Consider the following 22,403-nt stretch of genomic DNA (forward strand, 5'->3'; position numbering starts at 1 on the left):
ATCCAAACATAGCGTTATTCATTCAATTTTTAAAGCCGTATTCTTACCTCAACGAAACAGAGGAGAATAAATAATGAGCACTTTCGACAAACATGACCTCAGCGGCTTTATCGGTAAACATCTGGTTTATACCTACGACAACGGCTGGAACTACGAAATTTACGTTAAAAATGGCACTACCCTGGACTATCGTATTCACAGCGGCATCGTTGCCAACCGTTGGGTGAAAGACCAGCATGCGTACATCGTGCGGGTAGGCGAAAGCATTTATAAAATTTCCTGGACCGAACCAACCGGTACCGACGTCAGCCTGATCGTCAACCTGGGCGACAAACTGTTCCACGGCACTATATTCTTCCCCCGCTGGATCATGAATAACCCGGAAAAAACCGTCTGCTTCCAGAACGATCATATTCCGTTAATGAACGCCTATCGTGACGCCGGCCCGGCCTACCCGACCGAAGTGATTGATGAATTCGCGACTATCACCTTTGTTCGCGATTGTGGCGCGGATAATAACGATGTAATTAATTGCCCGGCTAATGAATTACCCGCAGATTTTCCTGCAAATTTGTAATACAGCAGAAATAATTCTGTGATCTAACGCTAATTTTTCCGCTAGATTAAAACGTAAATAAATATTTATTGCGGGCTGGTTGACGATTCGTTTACTTTCACCCGTTAAGCCCCAGTTTTCTCTATGAAACTGGGGCTTTTTGCTGCTGATTCCTGTCATAAGAAAATACTATCTATCTGATTCTCAATGAGATATTACTATTCTCGCGAAAAATATTAATTTCTTAATATTATCCTAAGCAACAGCGACTAGATTTATAACCGTCGAAATACCCTGGAATGAAATGTGGCGGTGAACCGACTTCATTTTCATTTTGTTTAAGTCCGCTGGCGCAGGATATTTCTTTCTACCGGCCCCCTTTTTTAGTGGGTTATTAATAGAACAGGAAAAAGATGAGCGAATTTCTGCCGTTTTCGCGCCCGTCGATGGGCGACGCAGAGCTGGCTGCGCTGCGTGAAGTTTTGCAATCAGGATGGATTACTACCGGTCCTAAAAACCAGGCGCTGGAAGAGGCATTTTGCCAACTGACCGGCAACCGCCACGCCATCGCCGTCAGCTCCGCTACCGGCGGTATGCACGTCACGCTAATGGCGATGGGTATTGGCCCTGGCGACGAAGTGATCACCCCTTCGCAAACCTGGGTGTCGACGCTGAATATGATCTGTCTGCTGGGCGCTACGCCGGTGATGATCGATGTCGATCACGATAATCTGATGATTACCCCCGAGGCGGTGGAAGCGGCGATCACCTCGCGGACGAAAGCGATTATTCCCGTCCACTACGCGGGCGCGCCTGCGGATATCGATGCGATCCGCGCCGTTGGCGAGCGCCACGGTATTCCGGTTATCGAAGATGCCGCGCATGCCGCGGGAACGCACTATAAGGGCCGCCACGTCGGCTGGCGCGGCACCGCGATTTTCTCGTTCCACGCGATCAAAAATATGACCTGCGCCGAAGGGGGGCTTATCGTCACCGATGATGACGAGCTGGCTTCCCGCATCCGCAGCCTCAAATTCCACGGCCTGGGCGTTGACGCCTACGACCGCCAGACCCACGGCCGCGCGCCGCAGGCGGAAGTGATTACCCCCGGCTTCAAATACAATCTGGCCGATATCAACGCCGCGCTGGCGCTGGTGCAGTTGGATAAGCTGGCGCAGGCGAATCAACGTCGCGCTGCAATCGCCCAGCGCTACCTGCGCGAGCTGGCTGATACCCCGTTTAAGCCGCTGACCGTTCCGGCATGGGATCACCAGCACGCCTGGCACCTGTTTATTATCCGCGTTGATGAAGCGGCCTGCGGCATCAGCCGCGATGCCCTGATGGAAAAACTCAAAGCCATGGGCATAGGCACCGGTCTGCACTTCCGCGCGGCCCATACGCAAAAGTATTACCGCGAGCGTTTTCCTGAAGTTTCGTTACCGAATACCGAATGGAACAGCGCGCGCATTTGTTCCATCCCGCTGTTCCCGGATATGACCGACGACGATGTCACCCGCGTCATTACCGCGCTACATCAGTTGTCAGGACGTTGATATGCTTACTTATCCTCCCGTAAAAAAAGTCTCGGTGGTTATCCCGGTTTATAACGAACAGGATAGTCTGCCGGAGCTGCTGCGTCGTACCGACGCCGCCTGTGCGACGCTAGGGCGCCAATATGAAATTCTGCTGATCGACGACGGCAGCAGCGACGATTCCGCGCGCATGCTGACCGAGGCCGCCGAAGCCGAAGGCAGCCACGTGGTGGCGGTGCTGTTGAACCGTAACTACGGCCAGCACTCGGCGATTATGGCCGGTTTCAGCCATGTCACCGGCGATCTGATCATCACCCTTGATGCCGACCTGCAAAACCCGCCGGAAGAGATCCCGCGGCTGGTGGAAAAAGCCGATGAAGGCTACGACGTGGTCGGTACCGTGCGCCAGAACCGTCAGGACAGCATCTTCCGTAAATCTGCCTCGAAGATGATTAACCGCCTGATCCAGCGTACCACCGGTAAAGCCATGGGCGATTACGGCTGCATGTTGCGCGCCTATCGCCGCCATATCATCGACGCCATGCTCAACTGCCATGAGCGCAGCACCTTTATCCCGATTCTGGCGAATACTTTCGCCCGCCGGGCGGTCGAGATCCCGGTGATGCACGCCGAGCGCGAATTCGGCGACTCCAAATACAGCTTCATGCGTCTGATTAACCTGATGTATGACCTGGTGACCTGTCTGACCACCACCCCGCTGCGTTTACTGAGCATTTTCGGCAGCGTGATAGCCCTGTTGGGCTTCGCCTTCGGCCTGCTGCTGGTGGTGCTGCGTCTGGCCTTCGGTCCACAGTGGGCGGCGGAAGGGGTGTTCATGCTCTTCGCCGTGCTGTTCATGTTCATCGGCGCCCAGTTTGTCGGTATGGGTCTGCTCGGGGAGTATATCGGCCGCATTTATAACGATGTTCGCGCCCGTCCCCGTTACTTTATTCAACGTGTTGTTCGTCAGCCGGAAACGGCGTCTCAAGAGGAAGATCGTTCATGAAAGCAGTAGTCTTCGCTTATCACGATATGGGTTGCGCAGGTATTCAGTCACTGCTGGATGCCGGTTATGAAATCGCCGCTATTTTTACCCATCCGGATAACCCTGGCGAAAACCATTTCTTTGGTTCCGTTGCCCGTATTGCCGCCGAGCAAGGTATCCCGGTATGGGCGCCGGAAGATGTTAACCATCCGCTGTGGATTGAACGTATTCGCGAGATGAAGCCGGATGTGCTGTTCTCGTTCTACTACCGCAACCTGCTGTGCGATGAGATCCTGAATATCGCGCCGAAGGGGGCTTTCAACCTGCATGGTTCTCTGCTGCCGAAATACCGCGGTCGCGCGCCGCTGAATTGGGTACTGGTCAACGGCGAAAGCGAAACCGGCGTGACCCTGCACCGGATGGTTAACCGCGCCGACGCGGGCGATATCGTCGCTCAACAAGCTGTGGCTATCGGCCCGGATGACGCGGCGCTGGCGCTGCACCGTAAGCTGTGCGCCGCCGCCTCCGATCTGCTGGGCCAGGCGCTGCCGGCTATTCGTGAGGGTAAGACTGAGGAGCGGGCGCAGGACCACAGCCAGGCGACCTACGTTGGCCGTCGTACCCCGGAAGACGGGCGTCTCGATTGGGACAAACCGGCGCAGACTCTGCACAACCTGGTGCGCGCGGTATCCGATCCGTGGCCGGGCGCCTTCGCCTATGCCGGCGCGAACAAATTTATCGTCTGGAAATCCCGCGTGCGCGCCGACCTGCCGGCAGCCAAGCCCGGCACCGTGATCTCTGTCGCGCCGCTGGTGGTTGCCTGTCAGCAGGGGGCGCTGGAAATCGTCACCGGCCAGACCGAACGCGGCGTTTATATGCAGGGTACCCAACTGGCGCAGGCGCTGGGGCTGGTGACCAGCGCGGTGCTGAGCAGCAAACCGGTGGTGGCGATTAAGCGCCGTACCCGCGTGCTGATTCTCGGCGTCAACGGCTTTATCGGTAACCATCTGACCGAACGTCTGTTGCAGGACGACAACTATGAGATTTACGGCCTGGATATCGGCTCTGACGCCATCAGCCGTTTCCTCGATAACCCGCGTTTCCACTTCGTGGAAGGCGATATCAGTATCCACTCCGAGTGGATCGAATACCACATTAAGAAATGCGACGTGGTACTGCCGCTGGTCGCGATCGCCACGCCTATCGAATACACCCGTAACCCGCTGCGCGTGTTCGAGCTGGATTTCGAAGAGAACCTGAAGATTATCCGCGACTGCGTGAAATACAATAAGCGCATCATCTTCCCGTCGACCTCGGAAGTGTACGGCATGTGCACCGACAAAAACTTCGACGAAGATACCTCCAATCTGGTGGTCGGGCCGATCAACAAACAGCGTTGGATCTACTCGGTTTCTAAGCAGCTGCTGGACCGCGTGATCTGGGCCTACGGCGATAAGAACGGCCTCAAGTTCACCCTGTTCCGTCCGTTCAACTGGATGGGGCCGCGTCTGGATAACCTTAATGCCGCGCGCATCGGCAGCTCCCGCGCCATCACTCAGCTGATCCTTAATCTGGTGGAAGGTTCGCCGATTAAGCTTATCGAAGGCGGCAAGCAGAAGCGCTGCTTCACCGATATCAGCGATGGTATCGAAGCGCTGTTCCGCATCATTGAGAATAAAGACGGTCGCTGCGATGGTCAGATCATCAACATCGGTAACCCGGAAAACGAAGCGAGCATCAAAGAGCTGGCGGAAATGCTGCTTGCCTGCTTCGAGCGCCACCCGCTGCGCGATCGCTTCCCGCCGTTCGCCGGTTTCCGTGAAGTGGAAAGCAGCGATTACTACGGTAAAGGCTACCAGGACGTTGAGCATCGTAAGCCGAGCATTCGTAACGCAAAACGCTGCCTGAACTGGGAACCGACCGTCGAGATGGAAGAGACCGTTGAGCATACTCTGGACTTCTTCCTGCGCACCGTTGAGCTCACGGACGATAAAAACTCATGAAACAAGTCGGCTTACGCATAGATGTCGATACCTTTCGCGGGACGCGTGATGGCGTACCGCGGCTGCTGGCCCTGCTGGGCAAGCATGGAATTCAGGCAAGCTTCTTTTTCAGCGTCGGGCCGGACAATATGGGGCGCCATTTATGGCGCCTGGTAAAACCGAAGTTTCTGTGGAAAATGCTGCGCTCTAACGCGGCGTCGCTGTACGGCTGGGATATTCTGCTGGCCGGTACCGCGTGGCCGGGGCGCAGGATTGGCGCGGGTAACGAAGAGGTTATTCGCGCCGCCGCGCAGATCCATGAAGTGGGTCTGCATGCCTGGGACCACTACAGCTGGCAGGCATGGAGCGGCGTGTGGCCGCAGGAACGTCTGACGCTGGAAGTGGAACGCGGTCTGCTCGAACTGGAACGCATTATCGGTCGCCCGGTAACCTGCTCAGCCGTCGCCGGCTGGCGTGCCGACCAGCGGGTGGTAAAAGCGAAAGAATCCTTCGATTTCCTCTACAACAGCGATTGTCGCGGCACGCGGCCATTCCTGCCGCAGCTTGGCGGCGGGGCCTCCGGCACCGTACAAATCCCGGTGACGCTTCCCACCTGGGATGAAGTGGTCGGTAGCGCCGTAGATAGCGCTGGTTTTAACCGCTATCTGCTGGACTGCATCCATCGCGACAAGGGAACGCCGGTCTATACCATCCACGCGGAAGTGGAAGGCATTGCCTACGCCGACCAGTTCGATGCGCTGCTGGCCATGGCGGAGGAAGAAGAAATACAATTTTGCCCACTGAGCCAGCTGTTGCCCGCTGACTTTAGCGAGCTGCCGTCAGGCAAAGTGGTCCGTGGTGAACTGGCTGGCCGGGAAGGTTGGCTTGGACGTGAACAATTACTGGGCTCGGGTGTATGAAAAGCATTCGTTATGGCGTCTCTCTGGTTGTACTCTTTGCGCTGTATTACTTATTGCCGTTAAATTTCCGTTTGCTGTGGCAGCCTGATGAAACCCGTTATGCCGAGATCAGCCGTGAAATGCTGGCCTCCGGCGACTGGGTGGTGCCGCATCTGCTGGGCCTGCGTTACTTTGAAAAGCCGATTGCCGGTTACTGGATTAACAGTATTGGCCAGTGGCTGTTCGGCCATAATAACTTCGGCGTGCGTTTCGGTGCGGTTTTCGCCATTACCGTCAGCGCGTTGCTGGTGGCGTGGCTGGCGTGGCGTATTTTCCGCGATAAACGCGTGGCGATCCTGTCGCCGGTTATCTTCCTCACCGCGATGCTGGTCTACGCGATTGGCACCTATGCGGTGCTGGATCCGATGATCACCATGTGGATGGCGCTGGCGATGTGCAGCTTCTGGGGAGCCTCCCAGGCGCAGAGCCGCGGCGGGAAGTTGTTGGGTTATATCGTACTGGGCTTCGCCTGCGGGATGGGGGTGATGACCAAGGGCTTCCTGGCGCTGGCGGTACCGGTAGTTGGCGTGCTGCCGTGGGTGATTGCGCGTAAACGCTGGAGCGAAGTGCTAACCTACGGTTGGCTGGCGGTGGTGGTCTGTACGTTGGTGGTGCTGCCGTGGGGATTGGCTATCGCTAATCGCGAACCGGATTTCTGGCGCTATTTCTTCTGGGTCGAACATATTCAGCGTTTCGCCGAGAAAGACGCCCAGCATAAAGCGCCCTTCTGGTACTACATTCCGTTCCTGATAGCCGGCAGCCTGCCGTGGCTGGCGCTGCTGCCGGGCGCGCTCAAGCGCGGCTGGAGCGAACGCGATGATGCCCGCGGCGCGCTGTATCTGCTAGGCTGGGTGGCGATGCCGTTCCTGTTCTTCAGCATCGCCAAGGGAAAACTGCCGACCTACATTCTGCCGTGCTTTATGCCGCTGTCGATTTTGATGGCCCGCTACGCGCTGGATGCCGCGAAGGCGGGGGCGAAAGCGCTGCGCATCAACGGCATGATCAACCTCGGTTTTGGTCTGCTCGGCCTGGTCGCGGTGCTGGTGGTCTCACCGTGGGGCGTCATGCATAAACCGGTGTGGACGAAGATCGAGCTGTATAAATGTCTGCTGGCGGCGATCGCCTTTGCCGTATGGGCGCTAATGGGCTGGTTGGCAATCAAGGACAACGGTCGTCGCTGGACGCTGGCCGCCATCTGCCCGCTGGGGCTGGCGCTGCTGGTGGGCTTCGCTATTCCGGATCGGGTTATTGACAGTAAACAGCCGCAGTTCCTGGTGGATATCGTGAGTGAATCGTTGGCGCCAAGCCGCTATGTACTGACCAACAGCGTCGGTATCGGCGCGGGGCTGGCGTGGGAGCTCAAGCGTGACGACATCATCCTGTATGACAAGCAGGGGGAGCTAAAATATGGCCTCGGCTGGCCGGATGCGCAGAGCAAATTCCTGGCGACTCACGAATTTGCTGATTGGCTGGCAGCGCACCGCCAGCAGGGACCCATCTCTCTGGTGCTGCTGATGGATAAAGGTGAAACGATGAACGAACTGGCGTTACCGAAACCTGATAACTCCTACGTGCTGGGGCGCGTGGTATTTATTCAGTATCTGCCGCAATGAGTGTCTGGTTCTGTCTGGTACTCGCCAGCCTGCTTAGCTGCGCCGGTCAGTTGTGCCAGAAGCAGGCAACCCGGCCGTCCCGTAGCGGACGGCGCGGGCGGCATATCCTGGTCTGGTTGGGATTAGCCCTGCTGGCGCTCGGCGGCGGTATGCTGCTGTGGCTGGGGGTACTGCAGGCAATCCCGGTCGGTATTGCCTATCCGATGCTGAGCCTCAATTTTGTCTGGGTGACGCTGGCGGCATGGGGCATCTGGCGCGAGCCGGTGGCGCGCCGTCACTGGCTTGGCGTCGGGCTGATCGTCGTCGGTATCGCCGTTCTGGGGAGTAGCGTCTGATGGGCTTAATCTGGGCGTTATTGAGCGTTGGCCTGGTCAGCGGCGCACAGCTGCTGTTGCGCAGCGCGATGGTCGAACTGCCGCCGTTGACCGATATCCTGACCTTCCTCAATCATCTGCTGCATTTTCGCACCGGTACCTTCAGCCTGGGTTTCGGCCTGGTTGGCTATCTGCTGTCGATGGTCTGCTGGTATTTCGCGCTACACCGCTTACCGCTGGCCAAAGCTTACGCGCTGCTAAGCCTGAGCTACATTCTGGTGTGGGCCGCCGCCATCTGGCTGCCCGGCTGGCATGAACCGTTTTACTGGCAATCGCTGCTGGGCGTGCTGATTATTATCGCTGGCGTGCTGACCATCTTCTGGCCGGTCAAGCCGCGCCGTTAAAACATTGAATGTGCGCCGCCGTCAGCTTAAACGGCGTTGGCGTACAGACCGCAATACTTAACCCTTCATACTGAATCTGGCTCAATGACAGCGCGCCGTGAAAGGCGCTGTCAACAGAGGCCATCTGCCAGGCGCTGCCGCCGCGCTGTTTCACCAGGGCCTCTTTGCGCGTCCAGATACGCCAGAAGGCGACTAACCGCCGCTCCGGCGGTTCACGCTCCAGTTCCTGGTGCTCGCCCTCGCTGAACAGAGCGTTAGCCAGCCGCTGCCAGCCGTTGCGCGGGCGAATCACTTCTATGTCGCAGCCAACCTCGCCTTCATCGCTCAGCAGTAGGGCGATATGGTCGCCGCTGTGGCTAAGGTTAAACCACCGCCCGCTACCGGGCGGGAATGCCGGTTTACCCTGTTCGCCATACTGAATATCCATTAGCGGGGTAGTCGCATGCGCCAGCAGCGCGCGCCCGGCAAGCCAGCTGGCCCGCCGCGGGCCGTCCGTCGCCTGCGCCATCAGCACCGGCGGCAGCGGCAGGGCGCTAAGGGTTGAGATGTGGCCGAGGATAAGCTGATACATCTCACGGCCAGCGCTGAATAATGATTGAGGTGTTAATGCCGCCGAAGGCGAAGTTGTTGCTCTGCAGGAATTCACAATCAATCTTGCGCGATTCGCCCATGATGTAGTCAAGGTTGCCGCAGTTAGCATCCGGATTATGCAGATTCAGCGTAGGCGCGAACCAGCCCTCGCGCATCATCTGCAGGCTCATCCACGCCTCCAGCGCCCCGCAGGCGCCAAGGGTATGGCCGAAATAGCTTTTCAGCGAGGAGATCGGCACGCTGTCGCCGTAAATCGCCGCCGTCGCCTGGCTTTCGGCGACATCGCCGCGATCGGTTGCGGTGCCGTGGGCCGAAATGTAGCCAATATCCCGGGCGCTTAAGCCCGCCATTTTTAACGATTGTTCCATGCAGATCTGCATGGTTTCACGCTGCGGTTGGGTGATATGCGCGGCATCGCAGTTGGTGGCGAAGCCGATGATTTCACCGTAGATAGTCGCGCCGCGCGCTTTGGCGTGCTCCAGCTCTTCCAGTATGAGAGTACCGGCGCCTTCGCCGATCACCAGCCCATCGCGCTGTTCATCGAACGGGGCGGGGGTGAGGTCGGGCTGTTCATTACGCTGGCTGGTGGCGAACAGGGTGTCGAATACCGCGGCTTCCGACGGGCATAGCTCTTCCGCGCCGCCGGCGACCATCACCGTTTGATAGCCGTGACGAATCGCTTCCCAGGCGTAACCAATCGCCTGGCTACCGGAGGTACAGGCGCTTGACGTTGGAATAACACGGCCGCGCAGGCCGAAAAACAGCCCGGTATTAACCGCGGTAGTGTGGGGCATCATCTGCACGTAGGTGGTGCCGGTAATATTGTTGGTGTGCTTTTCCGTCAACATAGTGGCGAATTCGCTCACCGGGCCGGTACTGCCGGTTGACGAGCCGTAAGCGATGCCGGTTTCGCCGTTGCTCAGCACGGCATCATCGATAAGCCCGGCCTGCTCGAGCGCCAGTTCAGTGGCGCGGGTAGAAAGTAGCGACACGCGGCCCATCGCGCGAATACGCTTACGGGTATAGTGGGCCGGTAGGGTGAAATCATCGATTGGCGCGCCCAGCAGCGTATGCAGGCCCTCGTAAATGCGCCACTCTGGCATGGCGCGCACGGCGTTTTTATATCTCTGTAGCCCCGCCGAAACATCCTGCCAGTTGTCGCCAAAGGCGGTGACGCCGCCCATCCCGGTAATGACCACACGACGTGTCATAACATCCCTCCATTGATTGAAATGACCTGTCGGGTGACATATCCCGCAATATCCGACATTAAATAACTCGCAAGCCCTGCCACCTCGTCCGCCTGTCCCATGCGTTTCATCGGGATCATCGACATCGCCTCTTTTAGCGCAGTCTCTTCCATTTCGATCATCCCGGTGTCGATGAGCCCCGGGGCGATGCAGTTGACGGTGATTTTGCGCTTCGCCAGTTCAATGGCCAGCGCTTTGGTGGCGCCGATGATCCCCGCCTTAGCGGCGCTATAGTTGACCTGACCCCGGTTGCCCATGACGCCGGATACGGACGAGAGCGTGATGATACGCCCGCCCTGGCGCGCGCTAATCATCGGCATGATGCAGGGATGAATGACGTTATAGAAACTGTCGAGGTTGGTGTGGATCACCGCGTCCCAGTCCTCTTCGCCGAGCGCCGGGAAAGCGCCGTCGCGGGCGATGCCGGCGTTGCTGATAATGCCGTACCATGCGCCGTGTTCGGCCATATCCTGCTCAAGCACGTCGCGACACTGCGCGCGGTTGGCGACATCAAAGCTCAGCAGACGACCCGAGCCGCCAGCGGCGGTAATCGCCTCCAGCGTTTGCTGTGCGCCCGACGCATCGCGATGATAGTGGATGCCGACCACAAAGCCATCCGCCGCCAGCTGACGGGCGATAGCGCGACCGATGCCTTTACTGGCGCCGGTGACCAAAACTGAACGACTCATTCTGACGCTCCTTGTTGAAATAGGGTGTTAAGTTCTGTTGGCGTCGGCTGGAAAGTATTGACCCGTCCGCTTGCCAGTTCTTCATCGTCTGCCGTAATGGCACATTCGAAGCTGCCGAAACGCTCGTCCTGCATTAACAGCTTTACGGTGATGGACAGCGCCTTGCCGCCCGGCAGGTATCCTGCCGCGCAGACTAACTCGCGCGCGCCAAGCACCATGCCTAGTGAGATGGACGTTTGCCCCTGTTGTTGGCGGTGCCATCCGGACCAGACGCCAACGGTTTGCGCCATGAGTTCCAGGGCGAACCAGCCGGGGAGATTGCCCTCGGCATCAATAAACGGCGCCAGGACGCCATGGGTCGAGACCGTGACCCGGCAGGTAGCGGTTTCGTCGGTGACATTGACGACCTCTTCCAGCAGCAGCATTGGCGGCTTGTGCGGTAGATAAGCGCCGGGCGGTAAGTAGTGGCTCATTAAATGCTCCCGAGCAGAATGCTGGCGTTATTACCGCCAAAGGCAAACGAGTTCGACAGGATAATCGGCCGCGGCAACGGTAGGGGACGTTCGATAATCCCGCACGGCGGAAGGGTCGCGTCGCGCGGCGAATGGCTGAAGTCCTGCGCCGGCAGCAGCAGATTGCGTTGCAGGATCAGCATGCCGATGGCGGCTTCGGTGATCCCCGCCGCGCCCAGCGTATGCCCGGTCAGATGTTTGGTGGAGCTGCATGGCACCTGCTCGCCAAATAGCGCGTTGACGACGTGAGACTCTATCCGATCGTTCAGCGGCGTGGCGGTGCCGTGCAGGTTGATATAGCCCACCTGTTCAGGGGCGATGCCCGCATCGTCCAGCGCCTGCTGGATAGCGCGAATTGCCCCTTCTCCCTCAGGATGCGGGGCGGAAATATGCCAGGCGTCGCTGGACTCGCCGATACCCAGCAGCGCGATAGGCTGCGGCTCGCGGGTCAGCAGCATCAGCGCCGCCCCTTCGCCGATAGTGATGCCGCAGCGATCGCGGCCAAACGGCTGGCACTGAGTCGTGGAGAGCGACTCCAGGCTGTGAAAGCCGTTGATCGGCATTCGGCTGAGGGTATCCGCGCCGCCGACAATCGCCACATCCGCCAGCCCGGCTTCAATCAGTCGGCGTCCGCTGATAATGGCTCTGGCGCTGGATGAGCAGGCGGTTGACAGCGTAAATGCCGGGCCATCCAGCGCCAGCCAGTGGCTGAGAAAACGCGACGGGTCTCCCAGCTCCTGCTGCGGATATTGCCAGGCCGCGCTTTCCGCGCCGCTAAGGGTCAACGTGACGTGCGCGTCACCTTCGTCGAGCCCCGAGGTGCTGGTGCCAAGCACTACGGCAACGCGTTCACGCCCGTATTGGGCGATGGCGTCATCCACCTGCGGCTGAATTTGCGCCAGCGCCGCCAGCAGCAGTTGATTATTGCGCGAACGATGGGCGCTAAAGGTATCGGGAATGGCGGGTAATTCGCCGTCCACGCCCGCGAAAACCGCCTGCGGATGTCCCTGTAGCCACCCCTCGCGCGGGCGCATGCCGGGCGCGATACCGCGAGTCAGATTGGCGGCGACTTCATCATTATCGCGACCCAGCGCGTTAATCATGCCGACGGCAGAAATGTAGATCATCTCAGTCACCCAGGTATTGAATGGTGATGTGGTATTTAAAGACGTGCTGTTCGATGCTTATCGGCACGCGCTTGCCTTTGCGGTTGATATAGGTGATTTCCGTGACCAGCTTCCCGTGCGCGTTACGCAGTTCGCGTTTGTCGCCGCGGTCGGTTAGCGTCCAGCCTTTCGGCAACTGCGGCAGCCATGTGCTAACCGGCCAATGGCTGAGCATGACATCGGCCAGCACCTGGCTGGCCGGCGGCAGTTGCGGAACCACGATTGACTGTTCAGCGCGCAGCCCTTTTTCATCGTAGGTCACAAGAAACAGACGGATACCGACGGACGACAGGCCCGCCAGCGTGAGCTTTTTATCATCGGCATTGAGCATGACCAGCAGCGACTGGGTTTGGCCGTTGAAGCTGCCGGTGAGCAACTGTTGCGAGCTGATAGCCGGCGAGATGCCAGGCGGCGGTAACGTGACGCGCGTACCCGGCTCAAGCCATGCCTGCGGGCGGCCTTGCGGCTCCGGCTGCGAATGGCTGCAGCCGGCCAGTACTAAGGCGGCGAGTAGCGCGAAGGCGCGCCAGAATGATGGTCTTATCATCGTCTTTTTTTCTCTTTTTTGGTCGGCATCGCCAGCGGCGAAAGCAGGAAAGCGGTGAAAATGCCGCTCACCAGAACAATGCCAAAACTGCTAATGGCCTGAGTGGCGCTAAAGACCAGCATGCCAAGCGTTAATAAGGTGGTCATCATCGCCAGCGTGACCGCCAGCAGCGATGTCAGCGGCGTGCCGCGCGGGTTGCTGAAAAACAGCGTGTAGTTAATGCCGATGCCCAGTACCAGCACCAGCGCCAGCAAGGAGAACAGGTTAACCGGGTGGCCGCTAAGCGCCAGCGCCGCCAGCCCGCAGCCCAGCGACAGTACCGATGGCACCAGGCTTATTAGCCCTTTGCGCCAGCCAAGGCGGAGAACGGCGCCGCAGGCAATCACCGCCAGCGCAACGCACAACAGTCCGGTTAAAATATGGCGGTAGAGCGCGAAAAGCTGGTCGAAATCGCTTTTACGATCGACCCACGCAACGCCAGCCTGCTTTGCGCTGAGCGCCTTTAGCGCCGCGCTGTCTTTCACGCCGCTCACCGGGACCAGTACGCCGCTTTCGCCATCCTGCAACGTCAGCCATAGCAGCCGCCAGCCTTCGCTGGCAGGGCTGGCAAGCCAGTCGTCGACCGTTACCGGCATCGGGTTGAGATCGGGATTAACTTTTGCCAGCCCGGCGTGACTTAGCGCCTGGCCGACGACGGGCGCGGCGCGTTGCAGCAGGGTAAGATCCTGCTGCTGTCGGGCGAGCGAATTCAGCGGAATGGCGCGATATCCGCCGAGTATACCGTCGGTTTGCGCCTTAGCCAGCGCGGGCATAAATGCTTCCAGCCGTTCCAGCGTTTGCTGGGCGGATTCGCCGTACACCACAAACCACTTCTGGTCGACGCTTTGTCCGGTGAGCGCGGTAATCGCTTTTTCCTGAGCCAGAATATCCTGCGGCAGCGCCTGGAGCTGCGAAATATCATCATCCACCCGCAGCGTCGCTAGCCCCGCCAGCGACAACAGCGCCAGCGCAACGGGGAGGCCGATGGACAGCTTTTTATTGCGCCGCCAGGCGGCGAGCCAGCGTAACAGTAGCAGCATTGCCGGTACCGGGCGCACGGGGAGCCCGCGGCACAGCCATGGATGCCAGAAAATCACCGTCAGGCATGAGGCGCTCAGGCCGACCGCCGCGAAGAGCGCCATCTGGCGAACCGCCGGGAAGGGGGCCAGCATCATAATCAGATACGCCACGACGGTGGTGAGCAGCGCCAGCAGCAGCGCATGACGCACTTTGGCGAGACTCTGCCACGGGGTTAATTCCGCGCCATGCACCATCCGTTCGGTCAGATAATAGAGCGTGTAGTCGGCGGAGATGCCGATGATGCTCATGCTCATCACCAGGGTCATCAGATGCAGCTCGCCAAATAGCAGCAGCGTGACGACGGTGCCGGCCAGCGCGCCGATCGTGATAGAGAGCAGACATAGCAACAGCGGGCGGAGCGAGCGAAACGTCGCGACGATCAGCAGGATCACGCCGAACAGCGTCGCCGCGCCGAGCGTAGAAATATCGTGCTTCGCCTGCTGGCTGGCGTAATCGCTATAGAACACGGTGCCGCGTGACAATAGCTGCGCCTGCGGATACCGCGTTTTCCATTCCTTCTCCAGCTCGCCGAGGGTCGTGACCAGCCGGTGCGTCTGCTGCATATCGAATGACGATCCCGCCAGTTCGCCATGCAACAGATACCAGAGGTTGCCCTGGGCGTCTTTGGTCACCAGCCAGCCGTTCTGCAGCTGCATCCGCTGGCCGCCTTTCGCCATCGCCAGCTGCGAACCGCGCATCAGCATCAGCGGATCGTTTTGCAGTTCTTTGCCGCTGACGCCGGAAAATGCCGAATAGAGCTGCGAGAGGATCCATTGCGCCTGCGCTTCGCCGCCGTTTTGCAGGCGCGCGCGGGTAGCGGGGTCAATTAAACCGTTACGATGTTGCCAGAAAAACGCGCCCCATGCCTGCTGGCTATCGGCATCCATTGGGCCTTTTACCTCGGCCAACGCCTGCGATTGTTGCAGCCGCTGCAGCCAGTCGCGGGCCGCCTGCGGATCGGCCTGTTTACCGGGGCTGACCAGCCACACCAGTTGGCGGTCCAGCCGCTGCATAAAACCGTCGTTCAGGGCGGGCGGGATCGCGCCAAGCGTCTGTTTCGGCAGCATAGCCAGTACGCTACTGTTAAGCCTGGCCTGCGGCAGCAGCGACAGCAGCGCGCCCGCGAAGATCAGGCAGACGACGGCCCATAACAGCGCAGGGCGTTTATTGGGCGGCAAAGCGTTGGCGTTCGTCATCGGTCAGTTGCGCTGGCGTTAGTTGATGTTGGGAAAGCGTAATATCGGTGCGATCGCCCTGTTTGTCGTTGAGCTGAATATGCTCCAGATAGGTTTTTCCGGCTAAATCGATGCGGGCAAAAATCTTATCCAGCGGCGTAGTGATGGGCGTCAGGCGCAGCGTCCACTGGCCGTTGCCTTTATCGGCAAATTCCACGCGGAAGTTTTCTTCCAGGACTTTACGATCCGCCTGGAACAGCGCGCGCAGTAAATGGTTGAACTGGAACATCTGCGGGTTGTTTTCGGCGGTGATGGTCTGCGGCGGCTGGCCGTTAATCGCCTGCACCATCCGTTTGTCATCCAGCAACAGCTGCATTGGGAACGGCGAGGTTTGATCCCACAGTAAACCCTTATCGCGGGCGATCAACATCTTCCCCTGGGATCGCAGCGGCTGCGGTAGATCCTTAATCGTGCGAACTTGATCGAAATGGGCGCGTACCACCGGCTGTTCGGTGAACCGTTGTTGTAGGGTATCAAGCGTCAGGGCGCTGACCAGCGGGCTGATAAACAGCCCTAACAGCAGCAGTAATCTCATGGCGTTACCCCCATGCGTTCAAACAGGATATCCGGGCTGACGAAACACATCTCGCGGCTATTTTCATCTACCGCGACCTGGATGGTGTATCCGGTGGTGGTGCGCTTGCCGCTGACGGCATCAAAAATTTCGTAGCCGATGCGCAAGCGGTTCTCAAACTCTTCTATCCGCGCACGTACGCGAATACGCTGTTCGAAGGTAATGACGTCGCGGTATTTCACGCGGGTATCCACCACCGGCCACAAATAACCCGAGGCTTTCATCTGTCGGTAGCCGTAGTTGAACTGGTTAAGCAGCGCCTCACGGGCAATTTCGAAGTAGCGAAAATAGTTGCCATGCCACACGACGCCCATCATATCGATGTCATGAAACGGGATAGTCAGCTCTACTTCAGCAGTAAAACGGGGATCGTTAAGCACCCTTTACTCCTTATCTTTGGGATCCGGCAAACGCCAGAAATCGAAAAAGTTAAACCAGTCGAGCGGCGACTGCAGCGCGTAGTGTTCCAGCCGTTCGGCGTAGCGGTCGATGCATTGCTGGAGCGCCTGTTGGCGATCGGCGCGCGGCAGCAGCAGCGGATCGGCGAACGGCTCGCAGTAAATGCGCAGTTTGTCCTGCTGGCGGAGAGCGAAAATCAAATTCACCGGGCAGCGCAAAATAGCCGCGAGAATGAACGGCCCCTGCGGGAAGGGGGCGTCTTGTCCCATAAAACGGCTCCAGCAGACGCGCCATTCGCCGCCGCGCTGCGGGTTAACCGCAATACGGTCGCCGACAATAGCGATCCATTCGCCGCGATCCAGCTTTTCTTGCAACAGCATGGCGGTTTCCGGGCCGATATCGGTCACCGGCATCAGGTTGAGTCCGGCCTGAGGCGCCATCTCCGCCATAATTTGTTTAAAACGTTGCGCGTTTTCGCTGAATACCAGGGCGTTGATGGTTTTGCTGCCCTGCAGTTGCGCCAGCGCGCGGCAGGCTTCGACATCGCCGAGATGCGAGGCCAGCAGTAGTTTTCCTCGCGGATCGCTGATATTCAGCGTCTCCTCGGCGCCTGCGGCAAAGACCACGTCGCGACCAAACTGTAGCTCGCCGCGCCAGCTGGCGATTTTATCCAGCATCGCCTCGCCAAAGCGCAGGAAGTGCCGGTAGCTGGTCAGGGTTGGCGGTATCGGCATCTGGCGCGCGGCGAGCTGTTCGCGCGCGCGGGTGATCCATTGTTGCGACGCGCGGCGCGCCGTCGCGGCCGTCAGCCAGTACACGCCGACTACCGGATAAAGCAGCAGCGTGAACGCCTTGCGCCCCAGCAGCCGCCACACCAGCAGCATCAGGCGCATTCCCCATAATCCTTTTACCTCCTGCTGGCGCGCCCAGTGCGGCGAGGCGCGGCGAAACAGCAGCGACGGCATCCGCGGCAGCATGCCGAGGAACAGACGCGTGTGCATCAGCGAGATGCGGCAGTTATCTTTGAAGGCATCAAAATGCGACAAACCGTCCGGTGGATAGGTCACGCGGGTCGGAACAAAGTAGCTGGTATTCCCCTGCCAGTAGAGGCGCACCATCACTTCGGTATCGAAATCCATACGCTGGCCGAGGGTCACGCGCTGCGCCAGCCGTAGCGTTGGCGTTATCGGATAGACGCGAAAGCCGCACATGCTATCTTTCAACTGCAGCGACAGCGTTTCAATCCATACCCAGACGTGGGTTATCCAGCGCCCGTACAGGCGCGAACGCGGGATAGAGTCGTCGTAAATCGGCTGCCCGGAAATCAGCGCTTCAGGATGCGTCTGCGCCAGCGCCAGAAGTTGCGGAATATCTTCAATGGCGTGCTGACCATCGGCATCGACCTGCACCGCATGGCTGAACCCGGCTTCCGCCGCGGCCTGTAGCCCACGGATCACCGCTGCGCCTTTGCCCGCGTTCTGTGGTAAGCGGATTAGGGTCAGGCTGGCGGTTTCCGCCGCCAGCCGCTCCAGCTGCTGCCGCGTACTGGTATCGCTGCCGTCGTCCACCACGATGCACGGCAGGCCAAAGGGCTGCAGGCGCGCCAGTACCCGCGGCATCATTGCGCCGTGGTTATAGCAGGGGATCAGAACGCAGGGAGAGAAATCTAGCGGCATAAGCGAATTTTCCCGCTGCTGGCGGTGTGTCGCGCTTCGCCGTCGTGGCGCAGATAGCTAAACGTCAGAGTCTGGCGCGCCTCCTGCCAGTTGAGGGCGAGCGTAACGGTCGTGTCCGGCAATAGCGGCGACTGAAACTTCACGTTCTGAACGCTGTGAAAACGCCAGCCGGGGGCCAGCAGCATGGTGGCGTAATGCATCGCCCAGTCCATCTGCGCGACGCCGGGGAGCAGCGGCTGCACGGCAAAATGGCCGCGAAACCAGAATAGAGCCGGGTCGAGAGAGAGTACGATTTCAACCCGATCGGCTTGCGGCTGACGGCGCTCAATTTCATGGGGCTTCATGAAATAACTCCTGTAATTGCGCGTAGACACGCTTGTTCATGCTGTTAACGGGGATCTCGTCAATCACCCGCCAGTAGCGAGGGATGGCCACAGGTTCCAGCAAGGCGCGCAGCGCTTTTCGCCACTGTAATTCCTGACTTTTTCCCCAGCGGCGACGGGCGTCTGGGTGCAGAACTAACAACGCGCCAACGCTCTGGCGACTGCCGCGGGTAATAGGCAGGGCGGCGGCATCAAGAATGCCATCCAGTTCCAGTAATCGATGTTCCACTTCGCTTAGTGAAATGCGCTTCTCTTCAATTTTCACCACCCGGTCGCGACGACCTGCCAGCTGGAATTGACCGCTTTCATTGAAATGCAAAATATCATCGATAACCAAGCCGTTATCGTCGGCGATAAGCGGCGAAAATAGATGAATTGTGTTGCCCTGCGGCTGAAGGCGGATGCCGGAGAACGGCTGCCACGGCGTATTATCCTGCAGGCGCTGGCGGCAGGCGATAACCCCGCTTTCCGTGCTGCCGTAAATTTCATCCGGCCAGACAGCAAACCAACCGGCGGTTTGCACCGCATCCTGCCACAGAAGCTTGCCACCGGCGGACAAAATCATCGCGACCGGTGGCGGGGGCAACTGGCGATCGAGACGTTTGAGGAAAGCCGGACTGCTGATAAAAAGATAGCGATGGTCAGGGTTTAATGCCGTTAACTGCTCGGCGTACTCAATCATCGCCGCGTGGAGCGGCAAACCTAGCGCCATGGGCAGGAACAGGCGGAACGTCAGGCCATATAAATGCTGTGGCGCGACTGATGCCACTACCCGGCAGTCTGCCAGGCGTCCGGCATAGTGCGCGGCTAACAGCGCCGCCTCGCGGTCGAGACTCTTGACGGGCTTACTAATTCGCTTCGGTTCACCGGTAGAACCGGAGGTAAAAAGCTCAATATCGGCGTCATCGTCGATTGCCGGGAATGCGTATTCGTGGGGGGCGGTCGTCATGGCGGAATGCACAACCTGTAGCGGCCCGCGCCACGCCAGCGCCTTATCGCTCAATATGCCGTCGAAAAGCGCCCGCTGTTCGTTTAATAACGACGCGCGACTGTGGCCGGGAAGCACAGGCGTTTTTCCCGCATGCAGCGTGGCCAGCAGGGCGACCAGAAACAGGTAGCTGTTATCAAAACAGAGCGCCCAGCGTTCGCCTTGCTGTTGCTGCAAACAGGCAAGCAGCTGGGCGACATCGTAGCGCAGATGCGCCAGCGTCCAGCGGTGTTCTTCCTGCCACGCAATCAGCGTGTCCGCCGGACGCGCTGTGCTGAGCCACTGGGCCAGCATAAGGGGCTGCTTCATGGTTTATCTCGTTTAATCATCTGCTGGCGGGTCAGCCACTCGCCGGCCATCAGAGTTCCCATCAGAAGATAGGAAATCATGCCGTTCCACGCCGTCCACAGGGACATATCGCCGTATAGCGCAGTAAACAGCGCAACGCCGCCGTTGAGGATGAAAAAGGCGCACCAGATTTGGGTAACCCGGCGGGTGTAACGCACGGCGCGCTCGGGAAGAACCGGTTCCCGCAGCCGCGCCAGGCGCTCGACTATCGGCATGCTTGACCACAGCGAACCGCCAAACACTGCCAGCATGACGCTATTTACTACTACCGGATAAAACAGCAGCAGCTGATGGGTTTTTAGCAGATAGCTGGCAATGCACAGCATCATGCCGGCTGCCGCTACGACCTGAGTAACCACGCTCAGTGGCCCCGCCTGTCGCCGGGTCTGGCGAAAGCGTAAAAACAGCAGCAGCGCCATTAACGGTAGTAGCCATTGCAGACTGTTATGCGCGAGGCCAAACCAGACTAAGAACGGCCAGGCCAGCAGCAATACCCCTGTCATTAACGGAACGACCGGCAGCGAGCGTATGCCCGACACGGTGAATTACGCTTCTTTCAGTAAGTGTTCTACCGCATCGACGACATCCTGCACGGTACGTACGGTTTTAAACTCTTCTGGCTTGATTTTCTTGCCGATTTTCTTTTGCAGATGGACGATCATGTCGATGGCGTCGATGCTGTCCAGTTCGAGATCTTCGTACAGGCGGGCCTCAGGTTTAATATCCTGCGGATCGATTTCAAATACCTTCACCAGCAGCGAGGAGACTTCTTCGTAAATGGCTTGTTGTTCGGTCATGACGGTTCTCCTCAGGCACGCTGCGCTTGAATAAATGATGCCAGCGTGGCGACGGAGAAGAAGTGCTGACGCATCTCTTCGCTCTCAGCCGACAGCACCACGCCGTACTGATTTTTCACCGCCAGGCCCAGCTCCAGCGCATCGATGGAGTCCAGACCCAGGCCATCGCCAAACAGGGCGGCATCGGTGTCGATATCATCAGCGGACAACTCGTCCAGGTTCAATGTACTGATTATCAGATTCTTAATTTCAAGATAAAGCGCTTGCATCATTAATTCCTGTTTCAGGTGTAGTGCCTGATTCTAATTTAAGCAAAATATGCCGGTTTAACTGCCGTGCGGCCAGCGCCGGTTCTTGTTTATTTGCCTCGTAAAACTGGTCTATTCGCAGCCGTTCTCCGACTTCGACGGTAAATAACGGCTTCGTTCGCGGCGCGTCGTACCATTTGCTCTGTTTACCCAGCATATGCTCGGTGCAGCGGATGATGACGACGCGCAAGTCGCTGCCGCAGCGCACGGCGATATTGGCCGCGCCGCGCTGTAGCTGCATTTTTTCTCCCGGCACCGTTCGGGTTCCTTCCGGGAAAATCAAAATGGTATCGCCCTGCTGTAAGCGCTGCCGGCTGGCCGGGAGCAGGGCATCGGCGCGATCGTTAATCAAATAATCCGCCGCGCGGATCACGCCGCTGACAAATGGGTTTTTCAGCAACGCGCTTTTCACCAGGCAGTCGGTCTCCGGCATCACCGAGGCCAGCATAACGTAGTCGATAAGGCTGGGATGGTTGGCGACCACCAGGCAACCGCGCTCCTGACGTAAAATATCGCGCCCTTTAATCTGGTAATCGAGTACGCCGACGCCTTTCACCACGCTGAGAAAACAGCGGAAACTGAGCGAAATACTGCGCCGTGCGATGCGGCGACGGCGGGCCTTATCGCGCACCAGAATCAGCAATAGATTGAACCAAACAACAGAGAGCAGCAGCCCGCCAAGGCCAAACAGCGCGAAACAAAAACCGGTCATCGCCGCGCGCCAGAGCCGATTAAGGCGACACAGAAGAGTGTTCATGAACGGCTCCACTGCCATTGCACGCGTTCGCCGGGCAGCGTGAATGCGCGCGCATTCTGCAAATAATACTGTAAAAACAAAAGGCTTTGCGGCAGCGTGCTCTCTTCGACTGCGTCATGACGTTGCGCTTTGCAGCGCCATTGGCTTCCCGCTTCAATGACCCACGCCACCGCGTAGGGCCAGGTTGGCATCGCCGGTGGTAGCTGCGAGTGATAAAATTCTGGCAGAAAACCATCGAAATCAACCATCAAGACGCGCTGATAGCCCGCCTGTAGTAGAGCCATCACTTCATATAAACCCTGTTGGAAAGTATCGCGTCCAGCGGAAAGCGATGACGATGCAATGGGTTTTTTCGCTGCAATCGTCAGATTGCCGACGGCGGAGTTATGTACCGATAGGGCGAAATCGGTAGGCGAGAGCGCCTGCTCCAGCGCCAGGGCGTGCAGGATGCGATAGTTGCGCTCGAGTTCGCCGTGACGGCTGGTATAGAGAACGGCGTCGATCTCATGGCGGCGCAGCATCGCCAGCCCGCACTCCACGGCCAGCCTGCTGCCTGAACTGAGTCGACGGGCGGTCATCATCGGTAATTCGCTAAGTTTGGCCGGCGCCGCGGTTGGATCGATGGCGTGCAAATGCTGTGACCACCGTTGCCACTGCTCGGTGCCACTGACTCCAGGCGCGAAGGCCTGCCAATCAACTATGTTAAATGCAAATGTCAT

At 58.6% G+C, this 22,403-nt stretch carries 25 protein-coding genes; 8 read left to right on the plus strand and 17 right to left on the minus strand.

The window, feature by feature from the left end; all coding sequences use genetic code 11:
- The first annotated feature begins 70 nt into the window (after nt 1-70).
- From ABLV78_RS01285 to arnF, 8 genes are all read left to right on the plus strand, one after another.
- Nucleotides 71-577: a phenolic acid decarboxylase gene (locus tag ABLV78_RS01285; protein ID WP_026612202.1), complete on the plus strand. Its 507-nt coding sequence runs from the start codon at nt 71-73 to the stop codon at nt 575-577.
- A gap of 392 nt (nt 578-969) precedes the next feature.
- A complete protein-coding gene (arnB, locus tag ABLV78_RS01290) occupies nt 970-2,109 on the plus strand; it encodes a UDP-4-amino-4-deoxy-L-arabinose aminotransferase (RefSeq protein ID WP_045397116.1) in 1,140 nt (379 codons plus the stop codon).
- Between the two features lies 1 nt (nt 2,110).
- A complete protein-coding gene (gene arnC, locus ABLV78_RS01295; RefSeq protein ID WP_045397114.1) occupies nt 2,111-3,094 on the plus strand; it encodes an undecaprenyl-phosphate 4-deoxy-4-formamido-L-arabinose transferase in 984 nt (327 codons plus the stop codon).
- Nucleotides 3,091-5,076: a bifunctional UDP-4-amino-4-deoxy-L-arabinose formyltransferase/UDP-glucuronic acid oxidase ArnA gene (gene arnA / locus ABLV78_RS01300; RefSeq protein ID WP_047047860.1), complete on the plus strand. Its 1,986-nt coding sequence runs from the start codon at nt 3,091-3,093 to the stop codon at nt 5,074-5,076. The genes arnC and arnA overlap by 4 nt, the downstream gene beginning before the upstream one ends.
- Nucleotides 5,073-5,975: a 4-deoxy-4-formamido-L-arabinose-phosphoundecaprenol deformylase gene (gene arnD / locus ABLV78_RS01305; protein ID WP_045397107.1), complete on the plus strand. Its 903-nt coding sequence runs from the start codon at nt 5,073-5,075 to the stop codon at nt 5,973-5,975. The genes arnA and arnD overlap by 4 nt, the downstream gene beginning before the upstream one ends.
- Complete coding sequence (gene arnT / locus ABLV78_RS01310; protein ID WP_047047863.1) at nt 5,972-7,627, plus strand: lipid IV(A) 4-amino-4-deoxy-L-arabinosyltransferase; 1,656 nt, start codon at nt 5,972-5,974, stop codon at nt 7,625-7,627. The genes arnD and arnT overlap by 4 nt, the downstream gene beginning before the upstream one ends.
- Complete coding sequence (gene arnE / locus ABLV78_RS01315) at nt 7,624-7,962, plus strand: 4-amino-4-deoxy-L-arabinose-phosphoundecaprenol flippase subunit ArnE (protein WP_045397101.1); 339 nt, start codon at nt 7,624-7,626, stop codon at nt 7,960-7,962. Before arnT ends, arnE begins: the two co-directional genes overlap by 4 nt.
- Nucleotides 7,962-8,345 carry a 4-amino-4-deoxy-L-arabinose-phosphoundecaprenol flippase subunit ArnF gene (gene arnF / locus ABLV78_RS01320; protein WP_045397099.1) on the plus strand — a complete coding sequence of 128 codons (384 nt, stop codon included), beginning with the start codon at nt 7,962-7,964 and terminating at the stop codon, nt 8,343-8,345. Before arnE ends, arnF begins: the two co-directional genes overlap by 1 nt.
- On the opposite strand, the gene acpT is transcribed toward arnF, so the two are convergent.
- The 17 genes from acpT to ABLV78_RS01405 are packed head-to-tail and all read right to left on the minus strand — an operon-like array spanning nt 8,329 to nt 22,403.
- On the minus strand, nt 8,329-8,916 hold the full coding sequence (acpT, locus tag ABLV78_RS01325; protein ID WP_047047866.1) for a 4'-phosphopantetheinyl transferase AcpT: 588 nt from the start codon (nt 8,914-8,916) through the stop codon (nt 8,329-8,331). The genes arnF and acpT overlap by 17 nt on opposite strands.
- A 1-nt stretch (nt 8,917) precedes the next feature.
- Complete coding sequence (locus ABLV78_RS01330; protein ID WP_047047869.1) at nt 8,918-10,147, minus strand: beta-ketoacyl-ACP synthase; 1,230 nt, start codon at nt 10,145-10,147, stop codon at nt 8,918-8,920.
- Entirely contained in the window at nt 10,144-10,875 is a 732-nt protein-coding gene (locus tag ABLV78_RS01335) for a 3-ketoacyl-ACP reductase FabG2 (protein WP_047047872.1), read from the minus strand. Before ABLV78_RS01335 ends, ABLV78_RS01330 begins: the two co-directional genes overlap by 4 nt.
- Nucleotides 10,872-11,348 (minus strand): hotdog family protein, encoded by a 477-nt coding sequence (locus ABLV78_RS01340; protein WP_047047875.1) that lies wholly within the window; start codon nt 11,346-11,348, stop codon nt 10,872-10,874. Before ABLV78_RS01340 ends, ABLV78_RS01335 begins: the two co-directional genes overlap by 4 nt.
- Nucleotides 11,348-12,514, minus strand: a complete 1,167-nt coding sequence (locus ABLV78_RS01345; RefSeq protein WP_047047878.1) for a beta-ketoacyl-[acyl-carrier-protein] synthase family protein — start codon at nt 12,512-12,514, stop codon at nt 11,348-11,350. The genes ABLV78_RS01340 and ABLV78_RS01345 overlap by 1 nt, the downstream gene beginning before the upstream one ends.
- Nucleotide 12,515: 1 nt before the next feature.
- Entirely contained in the window at nt 12,516-13,100 is a 585-nt protein-coding gene (gene apeN, locus ABLV78_RS01350) for an ApeN family LolB-like membrane protein (protein ID WP_047047881.1), read from the minus strand.
- Nucleotides 13,097-15,415: an ApeM family transporter gene (gene apeM, locus ABLV78_RS01355; protein ID WP_047047884.1), complete on the minus strand. Its 2,319-nt coding sequence runs from the start codon at nt 15,413-15,415 to the stop codon at nt 13,097-13,099. The genes apeN and apeM overlap by 4 nt, the downstream gene beginning before the upstream one ends.
- Nucleotides 15,384-15,989, minus strand: coding sequence for an ApeL family LolA-like protein (apeL, locus tag ABLV78_RS01360; RefSeq protein WP_045397076.1), 606 nt, complete (start codon nt 15,987-15,989; stop codon nt 15,384-15,386). Before apeL ends, apeM begins: the two co-directional genes overlap by 32 nt.
- Complete coding sequence (locus ABLV78_RS01365; protein WP_047047887.1) at nt 15,986-16,408, minus strand: acyl-CoA thioesterase; 423 nt, start codon at nt 16,406-16,408, stop codon at nt 15,986-15,988. The genes apeL and ABLV78_RS01365 overlap by 4 nt, the downstream gene beginning before the upstream one ends.
- A 3-nt stretch (nt 16,409-16,411) precedes the next feature.
- Nucleotides 16,412-18,103: a glycosyltransferase family 2 protein gene (locus tag ABLV78_RS01370; protein ID WP_047047889.1), complete on the minus strand. Its 1,692-nt coding sequence runs from the start codon at nt 18,101-18,103 to the stop codon at nt 16,412-16,414.
- On the minus strand, nt 18,094-18,447 hold the full coding sequence (locus ABLV78_RS01375; protein ID WP_045397064.1) for an ApeI family dehydratase: 354 nt from the start codon (nt 18,445-18,447) through the stop codon (nt 18,094-18,096). Before ABLV78_RS01375 ends, ABLV78_RS01370 begins: the two co-directional genes overlap by 10 nt.
- Entirely contained in the window at nt 18,434-19,783 is a 1,350-nt protein-coding gene (locus ABLV78_RS01380; RefSeq protein WP_047047892.1) for a class I adenylate-forming enzyme family protein, read from the minus strand. The genes ABLV78_RS01375 and ABLV78_RS01380 overlap by 14 nt, the downstream gene beginning before the upstream one ends.
- Nucleotides 19,780-20,361: a COG4648 family protein gene (locus tag ABLV78_RS01385; RefSeq protein WP_047047896.1), complete on the minus strand. Its 582-nt coding sequence runs from the start codon at nt 20,359-20,361 to the stop codon at nt 19,780-19,782. The genes ABLV78_RS01380 and ABLV78_RS01385 overlap by 4 nt, the downstream gene beginning before the upstream one ends.
- 6 nt (nt 20,362-20,367) lie before the next feature.
- On the minus strand, nt 20,368-20,619 hold the full coding sequence (locus ABLV78_RS01390) for an acyl carrier protein (protein ID WP_047047899.1): 252 nt from the start codon (nt 20,617-20,619) through the stop codon (nt 20,368-20,370).
- Nucleotides 20,620-20,630: 11 nt separating this feature from the next.
- Entirely contained in the window at nt 20,631-20,888 is a 258-nt protein-coding gene (gene apeE, locus ABLV78_RS01395; RefSeq protein ID WP_045397051.1) for an ApeE family acyl carrier protein, read from the minus strand.
- A complete protein-coding gene (locus ABLV78_RS01400; RefSeq protein WP_047047901.1) occupies nt 20,869-21,684 on the minus strand; it encodes a lysophospholipid acyltransferase family protein in 816 nt (271 codons plus the stop codon). The genes apeE and ABLV78_RS01400 overlap by 20 nt, the downstream gene beginning before the upstream one ends.
- Complete coding sequence (locus tag ABLV78_RS01405) at nt 21,681-22,403, minus strand: beta-ketoacyl synthase chain length factor (RefSeq protein ID WP_047065888.1); 723 nt, start codon at nt 22,401-22,403, stop codon at nt 21,681-21,683. Before ABLV78_RS01405 ends, ABLV78_RS01400 begins: the two co-directional genes overlap by 4 nt.

The sequence above is a fragment of the Klebsiella sp. CN_Kp075 genome, from assembly GCF_040065055.2.
Lineage (GTDB): Bacteria > Pseudomonadota > Gammaproteobacteria > Enterobacterales > Enterobacteriaceae > Klebsiella > Klebsiella aerogenes.

Coding starts and splice junctions, on each gene's coding strand:
- arnB (WP_045397116.1), top strand. CDS start 970: ATGAGCGAATTTCTGCCGTTTTCGCGCCCGTCGATGGGCGACGCAGAG.
- arnC (WP_045397114.1), top strand. CDS start 2,111: ATGCTTACTTATCCTCCCGTAAAAAAAGTCTCGGTGGTTATCCCGGTT.
- arnA (WP_047047860.1), top strand. CDS start 3,091: ATGAAAGCAGTAGTCTTCGCTTATCACGATATGGGTTGCGCAGGTATT.
- arnD (WP_045397107.1), top strand. CDS start 5,073: ATGAAACAAGTCGGCTTACGCATAGATGTCGATACCTTTCGCGGGACG.
- arnT (WP_047047863.1), top strand. CDS start 5,972: ATGAAAAGCATTCGTTATGGCGTCTCTCTGGTTGTACTCTTTGCGCTG.
- arnE (WP_045397101.1), top strand. CDS start 7,624: ATGAGTGTCTGGTTCTGTCTGGTACTCGCCAGCCTGCTTAGCTGCGCC.
- arnF (WP_045397099.1), top strand. CDS start 7,962: ATGGGCTTAATCTGGGCGTTATTGAGCGTTGGCCTGGTCAGCGGCGCA.
- acpT (WP_047047866.1), bottom strand. CDS start 8,916: ATGTATCAGCTTATCCTCGGCCACATCTCAACCCTTAGCGCCCTGCCG.
- ABLV78_RS01330 (WP_047047869.1), bottom strand. CDS start 10,147: ATGACACGTCGTGTGGTCATTACCGGGATGGGCGGCGTCACCGCCTTT.
- ABLV78_RS01335 (WP_047047872.1), bottom strand. CDS start 10,875: ATGAGTCGTTCAGTTTTGGTCACCGGCGCCAGTAAAGGCATCGGTCGC.
- ABLV78_RS01340 (WP_047047875.1), bottom strand. CDS start 11,348: ATGAGCCACTACTTACCGCCCGGCGCTTATCTACCGCACAAGCCGCCA.
- ABLV78_RS01345 (WP_047047878.1), bottom strand. CDS start 12,514: ATGATCTACATTTCTGCCGTCGGCATGATTAACGCGCTGGGTCGCGAT.
- apeN (WP_047047881.1), bottom strand. CDS start 13,100: ATGATAAGACCATCATTCTGGCGCGCCTTCGCGCTACTCGCCGCCTTA.
- apeM (WP_047047884.1), bottom strand. CDS start 15,415: ATGACGAACGCCAACGCTTTGCCGCCCAATAAACGCCCTGCGCTGTTA.
- apeL (WP_045397076.1), bottom strand. CDS start 15,989: ATGAGATTACTGCTGCTGTTAGGGCTGTTTATCAGCCCGCTGGTCAGC.
- ABLV78_RS01370 (WP_047047889.1), bottom strand. CDS start 18,103: ATGCCGCTAGATTTCTCTCCCTGCGTTCTGATCCCCTGCTATAACCAC.
- ABLV78_RS01375 (WP_045397064.1), bottom strand. CDS start 18,447: ATGAAGCCCCATGAAATTGAGCGCCGTCAGCCGCAAGCCGATCGGGTT.
- ABLV78_RS01380 (WP_047047892.1), bottom strand. CDS start 19,783: ATGAAGCAGCCCCTTATGCTGGCCCAGTGGCTCAGCACAGCGCGTCCG.
- ABLV78_RS01390 (WP_047047899.1), bottom strand. CDS start 20,619: ATGACCGAACAACAAGCCATTTACGAAGAAGTCTCCTCGCTGCTGGTG.
- apeE (WP_045397051.1), bottom strand. CDS start 20,888: ATGCAAGCGCTTTATCTTGAAATTAAGAATCTGATAATCAGTACATTG.
- ABLV78_RS01400 (WP_047047901.1), bottom strand. CDS start 21,684: ATGAACACTCTTCTGTGTCGCCTTAATCGGCTCTGGCGCGCGGCGATG.
- ABLV78_RS01405 (WP_047065888.1), bottom strand. CDS start 22,403: ATGACATTTGCATTTAACATAGTTGATTGGCAGGCCTTCGCGCCTGGA.